The following is an 18,493-nucleotide window of genomic DNA, read 5'->3' on the forward strand; positions in this document are numbered from 1 at the left end:
TCCCGTGTCCGGCCGGACACCGAGCGAAACGCAGACGAGAGAGTGAAGCGATGATCCACCCCCAGCAGACGTCGGGAATGCCGTTCCAGAAGTACCAGCCCTTCCATGAGCAGATCCCGTTCGACCTGCCCGACCGCACGTGGCCGACGAAGCGCATCGAGACGGCCCCGCGGTGGTGCGCGGTCGACCTGCGTGACGGCAACCAGGCGCTCATCGACCCGATGAACTCCGAGCGCAAGCTGCGGATGTTCCAGCTGCTCGTGAAGATGGGCTACAAGGAGATCGAGGTCGGCTTCCCGTCTGCGAGCCAGACGGACTTCGACTTCTGCCGCGAGCTCATCGACGGCGGGCACATCCCCGACGACGTGACGATCCAGGTGCTGACGCAGTGCCGCGACCACCTCATCGAGCGCACGTTCGACGCGATCCGTGGCGCGACGCAGGCCATCGTCCACTTCTACAACTCGACCTCGATCCTCCAGCGCCGGGTCGTCTTCGGGCTCGACCAGGACGGCATCATCGACATCGCCGTCCAGGGGGCCCGCCTCATCAAGAAGCTCGAGGAGACGATCCCCGACACCCAGATCTACTACGAGTACTCCCCGGAGTCCTACACGGGCACCGAGCCCGACTTCGCGATGCGCATCTGCAACGCCGTGATCGAGGTGCTCGACCCGACCCCCGACCACAAGATGATCATCAACCTGCCCGCCACGGTCGAGATGATCACGCCCAACGTCTACGCCGACACGATCGAGTGGATGATCCGCCACCTCGACCGTCGGGAGTCCGTCGTCGTCTCGCTCCACCCGCACAACGACCGGGGCACGGGCGTCGCAGCCGCCGAGCTCGGCTACCTCGCCGGGGCGGACCGCATCGAGGGGTGCCTCTTCGGCAACGGCGAGCGCACCGGCAACGTCGACCTCGTCACCCTCGGCATGAACCTCTTCAGCCAGGGCATCGACCCCCAGATCGACTTCAGCGACATCGACGAGATCCGCCGCACGGTCGAGTACTGCAACCAGCTGCCGGTCGGCGAGCGCCACCCCTACGGCGGCGACCTCGTCTTCACCGCCTTCTCCGGGTCGCACCAGGACGCCATCAAGAAGGGCTTCGAGGCGATGGAGGTCGAGGCCAAGGGCAAGGGGACCTCCGTGGACGACCTCGTGTGGGGCGTGCCCTACCTCCCCGTCGACCCCCACGACCTCGGCCGCTCCTACGAGGCGGTCGTGCGCGTCAACAGCCAGTCCGGCAAGGGTGGCGTCGCCTACATCATGAAGTCCGAGCACCAGATGGACCTCCCGCGCCGGCTCCAGATCGAGTTCTCCGGAGTGGTGCAGCGCGGTGTCGACCAGGACGGTGGCGAGGTCGCTCCGGCCGAGCTGTGGGCCAGGTTCCAGGACGAGTACCTGCCGGACCCCGACCGCGCCTGGGGCCGCTTCGAGCTCGTCAACGTCGTGACGGACTCGACGGTCGACGGCGTCAGCACGCTCGAGGCCACGATGCGCGACGGTGACGAGAGCCTCACGGTGCACGGCCGCGGCAACGGCCCGATCGCCGCCTTCGTCGACGCGCTCTCGACCGTCGAGGACGCTCCGGACGTCCGCGTCCTCGACTACGCCGAGCACGCGCTCTCGGCCGGTGGCGACGCGCGCGCCGCTGCCTACGTCGAGTGCGCCGTCGGTGAGCGGGTGCTCTGGGGCGTCGGGGTCGACCCGTCGATCGTCACGGCGTCGATCAAGGCCGTGGTGTCCGCCGTCAACCGGTCGGTCCGCGACGCGACGACCGCCTGAGCGGGGCCCGCGACGCGGGTGGGGCCCGCCGCTCGACGCGCGGTGGGCCCCACCCTGAGCCACCGCCCCATGCCCGGATGGCGCTGGGATACGGTCTGCGCATGGACTCACCGGTCGGCCGCCTCCTCATGCGGCTCACCGGGGTCGGGCTGCTCGGCGTGGCCCTCGTCGCGCTCGTCGCCCCCCGAGCGGTCATCACGCCCTATCGCTGGCCGGTGGTCGTCGTCGGCGTCGTCGCGCTCGTGCTCCTGGCACTCGTCGCGCGCCTGCCGCGGTGGCTCGGGCGCGGCTGGGTGCCGCCGGCGGTGGCGGTCGGCGGGGGAGTCGTGACGGCAGCGGTGGGTCTCGCCGGGCAGTACGCATACGGCTGGGACGCCCGCGTCGTCATGGACCTCGCACGCACGCTCGACTCGGGGCTGCCCCTGCCGCCCTTCGGCGTCGACTACTTCTCGCTCTACCCCAACAACCTGCCGCTCCTCGCGGTCGACCAGTGGGGTCACGCGGTCGCGAGGCAGGCGGGTCTGACGGCGGACGAGGTGCTCATCGGGCTCAGCGCCGTCTGCGTCGCCGTGACGTTGTATGCCGTGCACGACCTCGTCGCCCGGGTGGCCGGCCGCGGTCCCGCTCTCTCGGCCCAGCTCGTCACCCTCGTGCTCGTCGCGACGAGCCCCTGGGTGGCCGTGCCGTACACCGACCTCTACGCGATGCCCTTCGTCACCGGCGGCGCCGCTCTCGCGGCCCGCGCGCTCGCGCCGGGGCGCCGCGAGGTGCGCGTCGTCCTGTGGTGCCTCTCGATCCTCGCGATGACCGTGGCGTACGCGCTCAAGACGACTCCGGTCGTCATGGTGATCGCGGTCGCTGTCGCCGTCCTCGTGGCGGTCTTCGACGGTCACCAGCACCTCGAGCGTCGCGCAGCCGGGCTGGCAGCCTGTGCGGCCGGTCTCGTGCTGTTCTCGGCCCTGGCTGTCGCGGTGCCGAGCCTTGCGCAGAACGCCTCGGGTGCAGACAACTCCCGGTTGCGAGCCGATGTCTCGCCGAGCCCGCTGTGGTGGCTGGCCAACGGGTCCAACGAGAAGACGAGCGAGACGGGTGTGACGAACTACGGCACGTACTCCCGCGAGATGGTCGACGGCATCCAGGGGCTGAGCCCAGACGAGATGGACTCCTATGCGCGTGCCTTCCTCGCCGACCGGTGGGCCGAGCGGGGTCCGCTCGGAACCCTCGCGTTCTACGGCAACAAGCTCGCGTGGAACTGGGGCGACGGCATGTTCTCGGCCTGGGTCGAGGGGGCCGACTCGCTGCCCGGGGTGATGCCCCCGGCGACCGGAGCGGTCGCGACCGTGCAGGAGCTGAACGGGCTGCACGGTCGGTGGTACCCGCTGCGGGCCGAGCTTGCCCAGGCGATGTGGATCACCGTGCTCCTGCTCGCGGGCGTCGGGCTCCTCCGAGCCCCTTACCGCCGCGAGATCGTCCTGCTCGCGGTCACGGTGCTCGGCATCGCCGCGTTCACCCTGCTCTTCCAGGGCCGGGCACGCTACCTCTTCGCCTTCGTGCCGCTCGTCGTCGCCCTCGCCGGCATGGTGCACCTCTGGGTGCCGCACCTGCGGCGACCGCGGCTGCGAGCCGTGCGCGACCCGCGCGCGTCCGGGCGCCTACGGTGAACCCATGAACGACCCGGACCGCGGCGAGGACCGCTGCGCCTGGCTCGACGTCTCGGCGGGTGTCTCCGGCGACATGCTCCTCGGGGCCCTCGTCGACGCGGGAGCCGCTCTCGAGGTCGTCCAGTCCGCTGTGGACTCGGTCATCCCGGGCACCGTGCGACTCGTCGCACACGAGACGGCGCGGGCCGGCATGCGGGCGCTCAAGGTCGACGTCGAGCTGCTCGCCGCCGACCAGCACCACCGCCGCTGGTCCGAGATCAGGGATCGGCTGGGGGCGGCTGACCTGCCCGACGTCGTCCGCGAGAGCGCGCACGCCGTCTTCGAGCGCCTGGCCGTCGCCGAGGCGCGCGTGCACGGCACCGACGTCGACGACGTGCACTTCCACGAGGTCGGCGCCTGGGACTCCATCGCCGACGTCGTCGGCACCTGTGCTGCGCTCGCCGACCTCGGTGTGCTCGGCGGACTCGGCGGGGGCGGCGCGTCGGGTGTGGCCGGGGCGTCGTGTGTGACCGGGGCGTCGAACGCCTCGGGTGTGGCCGGGGCGCCGGGCGCGGGGGGAAGCCGCCGTGTGACGGCGAGCCGGATCTCGCTGGGCTCCGGCTCGGTGCGAGTGGCGCACGGCCGGGTGCCCGTGCCGGTGCCAGCCGTGCTCGAGCTGTGTCGCGGGTGGGACGTCACCTCCGGAGGTGATGGCGAGCTCGCCACCCCGACGGGAGTCGCGCTCGTCACCGCCCTCGCGGGCGGGCAGACGGCGATGCCCGCCATGACCGTGCACACGGTCGGCATCGGGGCCGGCACCAAGGAGCAGCCCGACCGGGCCAACGTCGTGCGCGTCGTCGTGGGCCAGCCGGATCGAGACCGGGGCGCGGATGGCCCCGCGGAGCGTCTGCAGGTCATCGAGGCCAACGTCGACGACCTCGACCCCCGATTGTGGCCGACCGTCATCGACGGCATGCTCGCGGCCGGCGCCGCCGATGCGTGGACCACCCCGATGACGATGAAGCGTGGCCGGCCGGCCCAGCTGCTCTCCGTCCTCGCGGCCCCGTCGCTGGTGGCCGGGCTCGTCGACGTCGTGTTCGCCTCGACGAGCACCATCGGGGTGCGGGTGCACGACGTCATCCGGTGGGCGCTCGACCGTGGCTGGTCGGATGTCGAGGTGAGCGGTCAGCGCGTGGGCATCAAGGTGGCCCACCAGCAGGGCCGCATCGTCAACGTGGCCGCCGAGTTCCGCGACGTCGAGGCTGCTGCTGTCGCCCTGGGCCTGCCGGTGCGCGAGGTGCTCGACGCAGCCGAAGCGGCTGCCGCGGCTGCGGGTCTCACGCGGGGTGGCGGCATACCGGACGGGCTGCGCGACACCCCGTGACCGGGGTGGCGTGGGTGCGGAGCTCCCGAGCTGTCAGGCACGCTCCGCGGTGGGCGACCACGGTGCCGCGATCTGGGCCGCGAGGTGACCGGCGCCGTAGCCGTTGTCGATGTTGACGACGCCGATCCCCGGTGAGCAGGAGTTGAGCATCGAGAGCAGGGGAGCGAGCCCCCCGAAGGCCGCGCCGTAGCCGACGGACGTGGGCACGGCGACGACAGGTGACGCGGCGAGGCCGGCGACGACGCTCGGGAGGGCGCCGTCCATGCCGGCGACGACGACGATGGCGCGCGCCCGGTCGATGAGGTCGCGGCGGGCGAGGATCCGGTGCAGGCCGGCCACCCCGACGTCCACGACGAGCTCGGTTGCGCGTCCGAGGTAGCGCGCGGTGAGCACGGCCTCGCGGGCCACGGGAAGGTCCGACGTGCCCGCGCAGAAGACGGCCACGAGCCCGCCCGACGGAGCCGGAGGGTCCGGCGGCCAGGCGAGAAGGCGCGCGGTCTCGTCGTGGACGGCGTCGGGCAGCACGTCGAGGACGGCCTCGGCGTGCTCGGCGCTCGCGCGAGTGAAGAGCACGGCGCCCGAGGTCGTGCCATCGGCAGCCGCGGCCCGCAGGCGCTCGGCGATGGCGCGCACCTGCTCGGAGGTCTTGCCCTCGCAGTAGATCGCCTCGGGGTAGCCGCGCCGGGCCGCTCTTCCGAGGTCGAGCTCGGCCACGTCGCGGAGATCGCTCTCGCCGAGATCGCCGTTGCCGAGATCGCTCCCGCCGGGGCGAGCGCCGTCGCCGGGGGGAGCGACGGCGTCAGCCACGGGTGACCTGGACGAGGGGGAGGGTGAAGGCGCCGGACTGGATGCCGGAGACGTCGACGGCGACGAAGGCGAACCCGGCTGCCCGGCCGGCCTCGTGCAGGGCCGCTCGGACCGGAGCCGCCATCGAGCGCGCGAGGTCGGGCTCCGACAGCTCGATACGCGCCACCTGGTCGTGATGGCGCACCCGGCAGTCGTCGAAGCCCAGCGAGCGGACCGCCGCCTCGAGCTGCTCGACCTGGGCCAGCTTGGCGGGATCGACGACCGAGAAGTGCGGGATGCGCGAGGCCAGGCACGGGGCGGCGGGCTTGTCGGCGTTGGGCAGGCCGAGGGCGCGAGCGAGCGCGCGCACGTCCGCCTTGGTGAGGCCGGCGTCGGCGAGCGGCCGCAGGACGCCGTGCTCGGTCGCGGCGCGCGAGCCCGGGCGGTCGGGCCGGCGGGCATCGTCGGCGTTCTCGCCGTAGGCGACGGCCGTCAGACCGTGTGCGCGTGCAACGTCGTCGGAGATCCGGGTGAAGAGCTCGTCCTTGCAGTGGAAGCAGCGGTCGGGTCCGTTGGCGCGGTAGGCGGGGTTGTCGCCCTCGTGCGTCGCGACCTCGACGACCGACGCGCCGATGTGGGCGGCGACGTCGTGAGCGCCCCTGCGCTCATCGGCAGCAAGGCTGGGGGAGACCCCGATGACGGCGACGACCCGAGGCGTTCCGAGCGCGCGCACCGCGAGGGCGAGCAGGAGCCCGGAGTCGACGCCACCCGAGAAGGCCACGCCGAGGCGGCCTTGGCCGGACGGCATACCGGCTCGGAGTCGCTCGCCCACTGCGTCAGCACGCGCCGCAAGGTGTGGGGGCAGCGCGTCGTTGCGCTGCCCCCACACCTCGACCGACGGGTCAGGAGTCGTCATGTCCCCAGTCTTGCCGATCGCCGTCCGTCGGTCGATCACGGCGTCGTGACCTCGGTCCGGTCGCCCGACCACAGCGTGTGGAAGGCGCCGTCGCGGTCGATGCGGCCGTAGGTGTGGGCTCCGAAGTTGTCGCGGAGACCCTGGACGAGGGCGGCCGGCAGACGCTCGGCGCGCATCGTGTCGTAGTAGGCGAGCGCGCTCGAGAAGCCGGGCACGGGGACCCCCGAGGTGGCGCCGAGGGCGATGACGCGTCGCCACGCGTCCTGGCGGTCGCCGAGCCCGGAGACGATGCTCGGGGCCACGAGGAGCGTCGCGAGCCGGCCGGCGGCGTACTCGTCGCTGATCTGCGCGAGCAGGCGTGCACGGATGATGCAGCCGCCGCGCCAGATGCGGGCCACGGTCGCGATGTCGACGTCCCAGACGTACTCGTCGCTCGCCTTGCGGATCTGCTCGAGACCCTGGGCGTAGGCGACGACCTTGGAGGACCACAGTGCATCGCGCACGTCGTCGACGAAGCGCTGCCGATCCTCAACTGTCACAGTGCGATTCGGCCCGGTCAAGACTCCTCGGGCCGCTCCGCGCACGTCGGTGTCACCAGATCCGGAGCGGGCGAAGACCGACTCGGCGATCGTCGACACCGGCACGCCGAGCTCGAGCGCCGTCTGCACGGTCCAGCGGCCGGTGCCCTTCTGCTCGGCCGCGTCGACGATGACGTCGACGAGCGGGCCGCCGGTGGCTGCGTCGACCTGGTCGAGCACCTCGGCCGTGATCTCGATGAGGAAGGAGTCGAGCTCGCCGGAGTTCCACTCCCTGAAGACGTCGGCTGCCTCGGCGGCCGTGAGTCCTGCCGCCGACAGCAGGTCGTAGGCCTCGGCGATGAACTGCATGTCGGCGTACTCGATGCCGTTGTGGACCATCTTGACGAAGTGGCCGGCGCCGTCAGGGCCCATCCAGGCGCAGCACGGCTCCCCGTCGACCTGCGCGGCGATGGACTCGAGGATCGGGCCGAGGGCGGCATACGACTCCTTGGAGCCACCCGGCATGATCGACGGGCCCTCGAGGGCACCGACCTCGCCGCCGGAGATGCCCGTGCCGACGAAGTGCAGCCCGTGCTCGCGCAGCCGGGCCTCGCGGCGCCGGGTGTCCTCGAAGTGCGCGTTGCCGCCGTCGACGACGATGTCGCCCTCCTCGAGCAGCGGCACGAGCTCGTCGATGACGGCGTCGGTCGGGCCGCCCGCCTTGACCATGACGATGATCCGCCGGGGTCGCTCGAGGGAGGCGACGAAGTCGGCCGTCGACTCCGAAGGGACGAAGGTGCCCTCGGACCCGTGCTGCTCGATGAGCGCCTGCGTCTTCGCGTTGCTCCGGTTGTGCACCGCGACGGTGTGGCCGTGGCGGGCGAGGTTACGGGCGAGGTTGCTGCCCATGACGGCGAGTCCGGTGACTCCGATGGTGGCGAGGCTGCTCACGGTTGCTTTCCTTGGGGGAGAGGGTGATCCGGCGTATGCCGGGTGGTGGGCTGGTCGGGTCAGGCGTCCTTGCGCCAGCGGCGGCGGAGAGCGAAGGCGGCCGCCTTGGGCTTGCGGTCGCGGGTGAAGGCGCCCTTCTTGTTGCCGTCGACGCGCATGATGCCGGAGGTGGTCGCGAAGTCCGCGAAGTTCCATACATGCTCACCCACGACAGCCTCGCACGCGTCGAAGACACGGTGGTTCATGTCGAGGTAGTCGACCTGGTACTCCTCGCTCCACGGCTGAGGCGTGAGGGAGTGGTTGCCGGCGAGGGTGTCGGCGCCGTACTCGGTGATGATGATCGGCTTGCCCTCCGACGCCCAGCCGGTCAGCTCCTCGGTCCACGCGATCTCGGCGCCGGCGAGGTCGCCCGTGTTGACGTACCAGCCGTAGTAGCGGTTGAGCATGAGGACGTCGGCGAACTGGGAGACGCGGCAGCTGCCGTGCGGGGCGAGCATGACGTTGACGAAGCCGACGGGACGGGACGGGTCGGCCTCGCGGGCGACGTCGAAGAGGGGGCGAAAGTAGTCCTCGGCGCCCTCGGTGTCGGACTCGGGCTCGTTGGCGATCGACCAGAGCACGACGCTCGGGTGGTTCTTGTCGCGGGCGATGAGCTCGCGGATGGCCTGGGCGTGCACCTCGCGAGTGGTCTCGTTGATCGTGTCGGGGGAGAAGGTCGTGTAGCCCTGCCCGCCGAAGATGCCGCCGCCGAGGCCCATGTTGAGACCGACGGCCGCGGTCTCGTCGATGATGACGATGCCGTGGCGGTCGGCGTAGTCGAGGACGTCCTCGGAGTAGGGGTAGTGCGACGTACGGAACGAGTTGGCCCCGATCCAGTCGAGCAGCTCGAAGTCCTGGACGAGGTGGGCCGGGCTGTGTGCCTTGCCGATCGTCGAGTGGTCCTCGTGCATGCCGAAGCCCTTGAAGTAGAAGGGGTCGCCGTTGATGAGGAACTCGGTGCCGCGCACCTCGACGGTGCGGATGCCGACGGACTGGTGGTAGGTGTCGAGAACGACGCCGGTGTCGTCGACGAGCTGGACCTCGAGGTCGTAGAGGTAGCCGTGTCCTGGTGCCCAGAGGTGGACGTCATCGACGCGCAGCGAGCCGGTCGCGCCGCTGCCGGTGGCGACCTCGCGGCCCGCGGCGTCACGCAGGACGGTGCGGACCTCGAGCCCGTCGGAGTCGGCGGTCTCGACCGCAAAGTCGACCGAGCCGACGTCACCCGAGAAGCCGGTCACGACGGTGAGGTTCTCGATGCGCGCCTGAGGCGTCGCGGCCAGCCAGACCGAGCGGTGGATGCCGGCGAAGTTGAAGAAGTCGTGCCAGTAGCGCTGGGCCTTGCCCGCGGCCGTGTCCTCGATGACGCCGGGCGGGATCGACTGGAAGCTCAGGGTGTTGTTGACGAGCGCCGTGATGCGGACCTCCTCGCCCGGGGTGACGAACTCCGTGACATCGGCCTCGAAGGGTGTGTAGCCGCCCTCGTGGCTCACCACCTCGTGGTCGTCGACCCAGACGGTGGCGCGGTGCGTCGCGGACTCGAAGTGCAGCACGACGCGCTGGTCCGTCCAGCCGCGCGGGACGCGGACGGTGCGCTGGTACCAGATGTCGCCGACGTAGTCGCGCACGGCGGCGTCGGCGGTCAGGTCGTTGAAGCTCGCGGGCACCGCCATGTCGCGGGGCGAGGGCAGCGGACCACGGAACCACCCGGCGTCGCGGCCCGCGGAGTCTCCGTCGAGCTCGAACGACCAGAGGCCGTCGAGGCGCTTCGTCTCGCGAGTGGAGGTGTCCTGGGGGCGCAGCATGGTGGTGCCTTTCGTCATCGGTGGGGCGTCCCTCCATTGAGTCACCGCCGCCAGCGCCAGGCGAGCGATTGCCACCAGTTGCCACGCCCATACCCACCAGAATCGAAAGAGCAGTCCGTCAGCCAGCCGAGCCCGTATGCCGCCCGGTCCTCCCCGATCGAAAGAGCAGTTCGTCGGGTTCGAGCGGCCCGGCGCGGCTGCGTGGAAGGGCGACGAACTGCTCTTTCGATCGCAGCTCGGGCTGTCCCCCCACCCGATCGAAAGAGCAGTTCGTCGACCAGCCGAGCCCGTATGCCGCAAGGCCCTTCCCGATCGAAAGAGCAGTTCGTCGGCGGGCGGGATCAGCAGCCTCTGGCGCGCATTCTCCGGGCGCGGATCTCGGCGAGCTCGAGCATCCGCGTGCTGAAGAACCTCGGGTGGATGTCGGTGAGCTCCAAGCCTTCCCGTGGCTGACCCAGCTCCTCAGCGGCCCTCAGCACCAGCGCCATTCGGGCCGCGTCGGTGTTGACATCCTCGTCCCAGACCTCGATGACCGACCAGCCGTCGTCGCCGAACCGTTGGAACCGCACCTTGTCCTGCGCTCGTTGCTCGTCGCTGTCGTGGAACTCCCGCCCTTGGTACTCGAGCAGCGCCCGCTGTGCGACCCAACGCATGTCGGGCCGGCCCAACCACCGGTCGCCCACCGCGACAATGGGCTGATTGAGCTCAGGCTCGGGCAGCCCTGCTCGCACGAGCACGAGCCTCGTGCGAGTCTCGCCCGGTGACTCCGAGCCGACTCTGATCCAGGTGAGGGCTTCGAGGAGGGTGAGCTTGCCGCGCGGGGCGACTCTGGCGCTCAGGGCCTCGTGCAAGGGGTCCACCGAGCCCAGCCTGGTCGCCACGGCATCTCCCATGACGACGAGGTCGTCCAGACCCAAGGGCATCCCGGGGCGAATGAGCTCGCCCATGTCGACCCAGGTCTCTGCCGGGCTCGTCACGGGGAGACCGGCAAACGTGACCACCTCGCGACTGAGGAGGCCGCGGTGTCCGATCAGCCCCCGTCGACGGATCGCCCCGTCACGGGCATCGCGGACGACGTGGATCGAGTCGTCGTCGTCCAGCGCCATCGGAAGTGGAAGCCCGTGAAGTCTGGCGGCGGTCAGGTGAGAGAACGCATGGCACTCGACCACGAGTGAGATGGCACCGCACTGCTCCACGAGTGAGTCGAGTGGGTCGGCCGCCCATACGCCACGGACCGGCGACACGAGGTTCATCGCGTACACCTGAGTTCGCGTCAGGCCCCACACACTGGCGATACCTGGAGTGAAGGGCCGGTGTCTGAGCGGTTCGGGGAGGGGGGAAGGCATGTGTCGATGGTGGCGACGACCCACGATCGAGGCGGTGACTTGTCCACAGGCCGCCGGGGTCCGACGAAGTGCTCTTTCGATTGAGGGTTCGCGGACGGCATACGCCGAGGTACGACGGAGTGCTCGTTCGATCGGGAGGTCGCGGACGGCATACGCGGTCGTCTGGCGACGCGCTCTCGCCTTGGCTGGGAGGCGACGGGGTGCTCTTTCGATTGTGGGGGTGGGGGGTGGCTGCCTAGATTGGCGGGATGGAGCGCCGGCCGACCATCTACGACGTGGCGGAGGCCGCCGGGGTGGCCGCGTCGACGGTGTCGCGGGCCTTCGCCCGGCCGGGGCGCGTCAACGCCGAGACCGCGGCGCGGATCTTCTCCGCCGCGGAGCAGCTCGGCTACCGCTCCGGCTCGCTCCCGGGCCTCGTGCCGACCCGCACGAGGACGCTCGCCGTCGTCGTCACCGACATCACGAACCCGTTCTACGGCGACATCATCCGGGGCGCCCACGAGGCCGCGGCGGAGCTCGGCTACACGTTGCTCCTGTCGCACACCCAGGAGGACGCGCAGCTCGAGCGGGAGTGGACCGAGCGCGAGCTGCGCGCCGTCGAGGGCGTGCTCCTGACGAGCTCGCGGATGTCGGACCAGGCGATCCGCATGATGGCCAAGCAGAAGCCCGTCATCGTCCTCAACCGCCGACTTCCCGAGGTGCCCAACATCCTCGTCGACAACGCCCGTGGCGTCCGCCGGGCGGTCGAGCACCTGACCGAGCTCGGCCACGACTCGATCACCTACGTCGCCGGCCCCGAGTCGAGCTGGACCGACGGCACGCGGTGGCAGGCGCTGCGTGAGGCGACCTACGAGCTCGACATCCGCCTGCGCCGGGTCGGCCCCTGCAACAGCCCCACCGTGCAAGCCGGCTTCGGCCGAGCCGCCGAGATCGCCGCCCAGCGGGCCACCGCCGTCATCGCCTACAACGACGTCGTCGCCATCGGCGTGCTCAAGGGACTGCTCCGACTCGGCCTCAGCGTGCCGGGCGACGTCAGCGTCGTCGGCTTCGACAACACCCTCCTGGCCGAGATCACCGAGCCGGAGCTGACGACCGTCGCCGCGCCGCTGCACGCGATGGGCGCGACCGGCGTCAAGAACCTCGTCGCCATGGCCGGGGGCGCCGTGCCGAGCCGTGAGCCGATCGTCATGCCGGTGCGTCTCGTCGTGCGCCGGTCGACGGGTCAGCGCAGCCGGAAGAGGACCTCACCGGCGTTCGGCACGACGAACGCGCCACCCTCCGCCTCCGCAGCGACGTCGATGGAGCCTGGGTCCACGTAGCCGAGGTTGGCTGCGCGGCATACCTCCTCGGGGATCTGCGACGCGAGCGTGACGCGCACGCGCAGACGCTCCTCGCCCGTCTCGGCGTCGTAGGTGCCCGCCCCCCGGAGGTGGGTCGAGTGGGCAAGGGTGCCCCAGTGGATGTGCTCGAACCGGTCCCACTGCTTCACGAAGTAGTCGCGGCAGTGGTAGCCGATCTCGTTGATCTCGGGGTGGCTCGTCGAGATCTCGGTGATGTGCGGCGCGTAGATGATGACCTCGCCGCCGTCCGCCACCGCGGGCTCGAGCTTGTAGAAGCCCTTGGCGCCGGTCCAGATGTCCTCGTACATCTCCGGGATGACCGAGATGACCCGGTGGACCGGCTCGTCGAGGTAGGTGACGTGCGTGGCAGCGCAGACCTCGGCCGCGTTGGCCCACGACGAGATCGTGTCGCCGAAGGAGATCGAGTGCAGGTCGAGCGAGCCCGACTCGCCGACGACGCAGAGGGCGAGCTTCTCGGCCGGGACGAGCGACGCGCCCTCGTTGATGAGCGCCCGCACCGGCGTGATGTCCGTCGTGCCGATGATCTCGGCGGAGGTGATGAGCGCCCCGATCCAGTGCGAGACGTCGATGATCTGCTGGCCCGCGACACCGGGGAAGAAGTACTTGTTGCCGCCCGAGATGCCGACGACCTCGTGCGGCAGCACCGGCCCCACGACAAGCGCCACGTCGTGCTCGACCACCGCCCGGTTGAGCAGCACCGGCACGTCCATCGACAGCCGCCCCTCCGACAGCTCCGCCAGGCGCGCTGCCGGGATGGTGCCGAGGTCGGCGAAGGTCGACGGCTCCCACCACTCGTGGTTGACCACCGACATGCCCGGATACGTGGCCTCGAGCCCTCTCTCCTCGTAGCCGAGGTGGGCAGCGAGCGCTGCCTCCGACATGGGCTGGTGGGTGCCGAGTGCGATGAGCGTGGTCATCCGCGTGACGCGCCCGTGCAGCGCTCGGTGCACCGCGCCGACGAGGAGGGGCAGCGGACAGGTGCGCGTGCCGTCGGGGACGACGATGCAGACGCTCTTCCCGTCGAGGTCGGCCCCGCCCAGCTGCTCGGCGATGAAGGCCTTCACCGCCTCCGGAGCGAGCACCCCTTCGGTGCCGCCGAGGCGCGCGGCCCGGCGGGCCGCCTCCTGCGGTGTCTCGTCGGCAGCTGGGGTGGTGGTCGGCCTCGGTGCGGTGGCCGGCCTCGGTGCGGTGGTCGTCATGGACCCACTGTTGCCCCGACCGCCCGCGCCGACAAGGGCGCCGGGCAACTCGTGGCAACTCGTGGGCACCCGCGCGCCGGGGGCGCACGATGGCAGACATGACGACCCTCGCGACAGCCCGGCCCCTTGCCCTCGACCCCGATCGGCTCCTGCCCGTCGAGCCGCGGACGCGCGAGATCGCCCGCCGGCTGTATGCCGCTGTCGCCGGGTTGCCCATCATCTCGCCTCACGGCCACGTCCCACCGCAGTGGCTCGCGGAGGACGTCGCGTTCAGCGACCCGACGAGCCTGCTGGTCTCCCCGGACCACTACGTCTTCCGCCTCCTCCATGCCCGTGGTGTCGCGCTGGACGAGCTCGGAGTCGGGGGTCGCCCGCTGACGGCCGCCGAGTCGCGACGCGCCTGGCACCTGCTGGCGCAGCACTGGCCGGCCTTCCGCGGCACACCGAGCCGCTTCTGGATGGACAGCGTGCTCGCCGACGTCTTCGGGGTCACGGAGCGACTGGCGCCGGAGAGCGCCGACGCCATCTACGACCGGGTCGCCGAGGCGATCGCGGCACCCGACTTCCGCCCCCGGGCCCTCATGGAGCGCTTCGGCATCGACATCCTCGCGACGACGGACGACCCGGTCGACGACCTCCACCACCACCGCACGCTGCGCGACGACGGGTTCCGTCGGCGCGTCGTGCCCACCTTCCGACCCGACCGCTACCTCGAGCCTGCGCGCGCGGACTTCGCCGACCTCATGACCGACCTGTCGAGGGCGAGCGGGGTCGACACCGGCACCTACCGGGGCTACCTCGCAGCGCTCGAGGAGCGGCGGCGCTTCTTCAAGGCCAACGGCGCCGTCTCGAGCGACCACAGCCACGCCGACGTCGTGACCCTCACCCTCGACGAGAACGAGGCCGCCCGGATCTACGACGCCGCGCTGCGCGGCGTCGTGTGCTCGGGCGACGCGACCGCCTTCCGCCGCCACATGCTCGTCGAGATGGCCCGGATGTCGACCGAGGACGGCCTCGTCATGACACTGCACCCGGGCGTGCACCGCAACCACCACTCGCCGACGCTCGAGCGCTTCGGACCCGACACGGGTCACGACATCCCGACGACCGTGGAGTTCACCCGAGGCCTGCAGCCGCTCCTCGACCGCTTCGGCACGGCGGAGGGCTTCCAGCTCATTCTCTTCACGCTCGACGAGACGGTCCTCTCGCGGGAGATCGCGCCGCTGGCCGGGTTCTACCCGAGCGTCTACGCGGGCGCCCCGTGGTGGTTCCTCGACGCGCCCGAGGCCGTGCGCCGCTTCCGTGGCGCCGTCACCGAGACGGCCGGCTTCTACCGGACCTCGGGCTTCATCGACGACACGCGCGCGTTCCTGTCCATCCCGGCCCGCCACGACATGTCCCGGCGCCTCGACAGCGGCTACCTCGCCCAGCTCGTGGCCGAGCACCGGCTCGACGAGGACGAGGCCCTCGAGACGGTGATCGACCTCGTCTCGACCATCCCCAGGAAGGCGTTCAAGCTGTGAGCACCCACCCGACCGAAACGACGCCCGACACGACGCCCGACACGACGCCCGACACGACGCCGGACACGACGTCCGACACGGCGCGCGACACCGACGACGCGGCCCACGCCGGGGTGGCTCGGCGCCGCCTCCGGCGAGAGACCGACGGGCGGCCCGCCGCGCCCGTGCGCATCGTCCACCTCGGCGTCGGCAACTTCTTCCGGGCGCACGCCGCCTGGTACACGGAGCACGCGAGCGACGCCGCGCAGTGGGGGATCGCCGCCTTCACGGGGCGCTCGCCCGCCGTCGCGGAGAGCCTGGCCGAGCAGGACGGGCTCTACACCCTCCTCGTCCGGGGCCCGGGGGGAGCACGTCCTGAGGTCATCTCGAGCCTCAGTGCCGTGCACCCGGCCGATGACCTCGACGCTCTCCGCGGCTACTTCTCCGACCCCGCCGTGGCCGTCGTGACGTTGACCGTCACCGAGGCCGGCTACCGCCGGAACCCGCAGGGCGGGCTCGACGTCGACGCAGCCGATGTGCGCGCGGACATCGCTGCGCTGCAGGGGGATCCGCGCGGGAGCGTGTCGACGACGCCGGGGAAGCTCGTCGCCGGCCTCTTGACCCGCCGGGCGTCGGGCGGAGGTCCGATCGCCGTCGTCCCCAACGACAACGTGCCCGACAACGGCCCGATGGTCGCACGCGTCGTCGGGGACCTCGCCTCCCTCGTCGACCCCTCCCTCCCGGCCTGGATCGACGCCAACGTCTCCTGGGTGACGACGATGGTCGACCGCATCACGCCGCGCTCGACCGCGGACGACCGTGCCGAGGTCGCACGCCAGACGGGTGTCGACGACCCCGAGACCGTGCCGACCGAGCCGTTCTCGGAGTGGGTGCTCGCCGGCACCTTTCCGGCGGGGCGGCCCGACTGGGAGTCGGCGGGTGCCACGGTCGTGGCGGACGTGCGTCCCTTCGAGACGCGCAAGCTCTGGCTGCTCAACGGCTCCCACTCGCTCATGGCGTATGCCGGCTCCCTCCTCGGGCACGAGACCGTGGCCGACGCGATCGCCGACCCCCTCGTACGCTCGTGGGTGGAGGAGTGGTGGGACGCCGCGGCGCCGCACGTCGACCTCCCGGCCGTCGACGTCTCGGACTACCGCCAGGCCCTGCTCGAGCGCTACCGCAACCCGCAGATCCGCCACCTCCTCGCGCAGATCGCGGCGGACGGCTCGCAGAAGGTGCCGATCCGAGCCCTGCCCGTCATCCGGGCCGAGCTGGCCCGGGGCCGCGTCGCACCCGGCGCGACCCGGATCGTCGCCGCGTGGATCGCGCACCTGCGTGGGCTCGGAGCGCCGGTCACCGACACCGCAGCGACCGAGGTCCGGGCGCTCGCACAGGGCGACCCGCAGGCCGCGGTCCGTTCGGTGCTCGAGTGGCTCGGCCTCGACGACGGCCAGCGCGAGCCGATCGCGCCTGTCGTGCTCGCCCAGCTCGCGCACCTCACCCGACTGGGGCGAGCCACCACGGCGACCGCCTCACTCGCGGGTGCCGCTCGTGAGTGACGGGCGACACCAGCCTCGCTACGTCGTCGGGGTCGACGTCGGCACCACAGCGGCCAAGGTCGTCGCGTTCCGGCTCCTCGACGATGCCGAGCCCGACGTGACGAGCGGGTCGCCCGCGGCGGTCGCCGTGCACGAGTATCCCCTCGTCAGGCCCCGCTCCGGGTGGCGCGTGCAGGACGCCGACGCCGTCGTCGCGGCCACCCTGACGTCTCTCGCGGGCTGCGTCGCCCAGCTCGACGGCGGGTCCGTCGTCGCCGTCTCGGTGAGCACCGCGATGCACGGGCTCATCGCCCTCGACGCCGAGGCGCGACCCCTGACGCCGATCGTCACCTGGGCCGACGCGCGGGCCCGCGACGTCGCACGCAGGCTGCGCGAGACCCCGCTCTCGGCCTCGCTCCACGCCCGGTCCGGCACGCCGGTGCACTCGATGTCACCCCTCACCAAGCTGTGCTGGTTCGCCGAGAACGAGCCGGAGCTCATGGCCCGGGCCGCCTCCTGGGTCGGGCTCAAGGACCTCATCCTGCACGCCCTCACCGGTCACCTCGTCACGGAGCTGTCGTCCGCCAGCGGCACGGGGATGCTCTCCATCGCCGACCGCACCTGGGACGCCGAGGCGGTCGCGCTCTCGGGCGCCCGCCTCGGCCAGCTGCCACCGGTGCTCCCGACGACAGCGACCCTGCCGCTCGACGCCGACGTCGCCAGACGAGTCGGCCTGCCCGCCGGCACCCCCGTGGTCCTCGGTGCCGGCGACGGGCCCCTGGGCAACCTCGGCACGGGCGCGATCCGCCCCGGCGTCGCCGGGCTCTCCCTCGGCACGAGCGGCGCCCTCCGTCTCGTCGTCGACCACCCGTGGGCCGACCCGAGCGGCCGCCTCTTCTGCTATGCCCTGACGGAGGACCGGTGGGTGCTCGGCACTCCCATCAGCAACGGCGGCGCCGTCGTCAGGTGGGCCGGGTCAGTCTTCGCGGCCGAGCGTCCCGACGCCCCCGAGGAGTATGCCGGCCCGCCCGTCACCGACACCGACCTGCTGGCCCTCGCTGCCGGCGTCGAACCCGGCAGCGAGGGCCTCGTCATGCTGCCGTTCCTCCTGGCCGAGCGTGGCCCTCTCTGGGACGCCGACCTGCGCGGCGCCTACCTCGGCATCCGCCAGCGCCACACCCGGGCGCACTTCGTGCGTGCCGCTGTCGAGGGCGTCGCCTACCAGCTCGCCACGATCCTCGACGGCCTCGACGAGGTCGAGCCCGTGACCTCGATCCGCGCCACCGGGGGTGTCTTCCGTAGCGAGCTCTGGCGCGAGGTCCTCTCCGGAGCCCTCGGCCGGCCGCTCAGTGTGACGGCCGGCGCCGAGGGGTCGGCGCTCGGTGCGGCGGCGCTCGGGCTACACGCCGTCGGGCTCGAGGCCACGCTGGAGGACTCCTTGAGGCGCCTCGCCCCGGGTCTCGTCGGGGACCGTGCCGACGGCAGCGACAGGGTCGTGGCGCCGGAAGCCAGCTCAGCGGCATACCGCGACGCGCGAGCCTCCGCGGGGGCGCGGCTGCGCGATCTGGCGGATGCGGCAGCCCTGCTGGCGGGTCCCTCGGGCACCGTGCGCGGCAACACCGTGCAACCGTCTGGCAACAAGAGGCAACTCGTTGTCCGCCAGGGCCAGACGGCCCTTCACTAGGTGCATCACCGATGGCGAAAAAGCCTTGGCCCAC

General features: G+C 71.7%; 13 protein-coding genes. 7 read left to right on the top strand and 6 right to left on the bottom strand.

Annotated features, from left to right (window positions below; genetic code table 11):
- The first annotated feature begins 50 nt into the window (after nt 1-50).
- From leuA to FBY41_RS14035, 3 genes are all read left to right on the top strand, one after another.
- On the top strand, nt 51-1,793 hold the full coding sequence (gene leuA / locus FBY41_RS14025; RefSeq protein ID WP_141844824.1) for a 2-isopropylmalate synthase: 1,743 nt from the start codon (nt 51-53) through the stop codon (nt 1,791-1,793).
- Between the two features lie 101 nt (nt 1,794-1,894).
- Nucleotides 1,895-3,454, top strand: a complete 1,560-nt coding sequence (locus FBY41_RS14030; RefSeq protein WP_185749054.1) for a hypothetical protein — start codon at nt 1,895-1,897, stop codon at nt 3,452-3,454.
- 4 nt (nt 3,455-3,458) lie between these two features.
- Nucleotides 3,459-4,817, top strand: a complete 1,359-nt coding sequence (locus tag FBY41_RS14035) for a LarC family nickel insertion protein (protein WP_141844825.1) — start codon at nt 3,459-3,461, stop codon at nt 4,815-4,817.
- 33 nt (nt 4,818-4,850) lie between these two features.
- On the opposite strand, the gene larB is transcribed toward FBY41_RS14035, so the two are convergent.
- From larB to FBY41_RS14060, 5 genes are all read right to left on the bottom strand, one after another.
- Nucleotides 4,851-5,624, bottom strand: a complete 774-nt coding sequence (gene larB / locus FBY41_RS14040; RefSeq protein WP_311769404.1) for a nickel pincer cofactor biosynthesis protein LarB — start codon at nt 5,622-5,624, stop codon at nt 4,851-4,853.
- Nucleotides 5,617-6,519: an asparagine synthase-related protein gene (locus tag FBY41_RS14045; RefSeq protein ID WP_141844826.1), complete on the bottom strand. Its 903-nt coding sequence runs from the start codon at nt 6,517-6,519 to the stop codon at nt 5,617-5,619. The genes larB and FBY41_RS14045 overlap by 8 nt, the downstream gene beginning before the upstream one ends.
- Nucleotides 6,520-6,554: 35 nt before the next feature.
- A complete protein-coding gene (gene gndA / locus FBY41_RS14050; RefSeq protein ID WP_221629279.1) occupies nt 6,555-7,988 on the bottom strand; it encodes an NADP-dependent phosphogluconate dehydrogenase in 1,434 nt (477 codons plus the stop codon).
- Nucleotides 7,989-8,047: 59 nt separating this feature from the next.
- Nucleotides 8,048-9,829, bottom strand: a complete 1,782-nt coding sequence (gene uidA, locus FBY41_RS14055) for a beta-glucuronidase (RefSeq protein WP_141845144.1) — start codon at nt 9,827-9,829, stop codon at nt 8,048-8,050.
- A gap of 341 nt (nt 9,830-10,170) precedes the next feature.
- Entirely contained in the window at nt 10,171-10,935 is a 765-nt protein-coding gene (locus FBY41_RS14060) for a hypothetical protein (protein WP_141844827.1), read from the bottom strand.
- A gap of 488 nt (nt 10,936-11,423) precedes the next feature.
- Here FBY41_RS14060 and FBY41_RS14065 point away from each other — a divergent pair, with 488 nt between their 5' ends.
- Nucleotides 11,424-12,494 carry a LacI family DNA-binding transcriptional regulator gene (locus tag FBY41_RS14065; protein ID WP_141844828.1) on the top strand — a complete coding sequence of 357 codons (1,071 nt, stop codon included), beginning with the start codon at nt 11,424-11,426 and terminating at the stop codon, nt 12,492-12,494.
- Here FBY41_RS14065 and FBY41_RS14070 read toward each other — a convergent pair.
- Nucleotides 12,398-13,735, bottom strand: a complete 1,338-nt coding sequence (locus FBY41_RS14070; RefSeq protein WP_141844829.1) for a lactate racemase domain-containing protein — start codon at nt 13,733-13,735, stop codon at nt 12,398-12,400. The two genes, FBY41_RS14065 and FBY41_RS14070, sit on opposite strands and share 97 nt — an antisense overlap.
- A 98-nt stretch (nt 13,736-13,833) precedes the next feature.
- Between FBY41_RS14070 and uxaC the strand changes: the two genes are divergently transcribed.
- Genes uxaC through FBY41_RS14085 form a run of 3 tightly spaced genes read left to right on the top strand, consistent with a single transcriptional unit; the run spans nt 13,834 to nt 18,459 of the window.
- Nucleotides 13,834-15,258: a glucuronate isomerase gene (uxaC, locus tag FBY41_RS14075; RefSeq protein WP_141844830.1), complete on the top strand. Its 1,425-nt coding sequence runs from the start codon at nt 13,834-13,836 to the stop codon at nt 15,256-15,258.
- Nucleotides 15,255-16,796, top strand: a complete 1,542-nt coding sequence (locus tag FBY41_RS14080; protein ID WP_260439775.1) for a mannitol dehydrogenase family protein — start codon at nt 15,255-15,257, stop codon at nt 16,794-16,796. The genes uxaC and FBY41_RS14080 overlap by 4 nt, the downstream gene beginning before the upstream one ends.
- Complete coding sequence (locus tag FBY41_RS14085; RefSeq protein WP_141844831.1) at nt 16,789-18,459, top strand: gluconokinase; 1,671 nt, start codon at nt 16,789-16,791, stop codon at nt 18,457-18,459. The genes FBY41_RS14080 and FBY41_RS14085 overlap by 8 nt, the downstream gene beginning before the upstream one ends.
- Nucleotides 18,460-18,493: the final 34 nt, after the last annotated feature.

This window comes from Humibacillus xanthopallidus (assembly GCF_006716675.1).
Lineage (GTDB): Bacteria > Actinomycetota > Actinomycetes > Actinomycetales > Dermatophilaceae > Humibacillus > Humibacillus xanthopallidus_B.

Excerpts from the sequence above, each read along its gene's own strand:
- leuA (WP_141844824.1), top strand. The coding sequence starts at position 51 with ATGATCCACCCCCAGCAGACGTCGGGAATGCCGTTCCAGAAGTACCAG.
- FBY41_RS14030 (WP_185749054.1), top strand. The coding sequence starts at position 1,895 with ATGGACTCACCGGTCGGCCGCCTCCTCATGCGGCTCACCGGGGTCGGG.
- FBY41_RS14035 (WP_141844825.1), top strand. The coding sequence starts at position 3,459 with ATGAACGACCCGGACCGCGGCGAGGACCGCTGCGCCTGGCTCGACGTC.
- FBY41_RS14045 (WP_141844826.1), bottom strand. The coding sequence starts at position 6,519 with ATGACGACTCCTGACCCGTCGGTCGAGGTGTGGGGGCAGCGCAACGAC.
- uidA (WP_141845144.1), bottom strand. The coding sequence starts at position 9,829 with ATGCTGCGCCCCCAGGACACCTCCACTCGCGAGACGAAGCGCCTCGAC.
- FBY41_RS14060 (WP_141844827.1), bottom strand. The coding sequence starts at position 10,935 with ATGGCGCTGGACGACGACGACTCGATCCACGTCGTCCGCGATGCCCGT.
- FBY41_RS14065 (WP_141844828.1), top strand. The coding sequence starts at position 11,424 with ATGGAGCGCCGGCCGACCATCTACGACGTGGCGGAGGCCGCCGGGGTG.
- FBY41_RS14070 (WP_141844829.1), bottom strand. The coding sequence starts at position 13,735 with ATGACGACCACCGCACCGAGGCCGGCCACCGCACCGAGGCCGACCACC.
- uxaC (WP_141844830.1), top strand. The coding sequence starts at position 13,834 with ATGACGACCCTCGCGACAGCCCGGCCCCTTGCCCTCGACCCCGATCGG.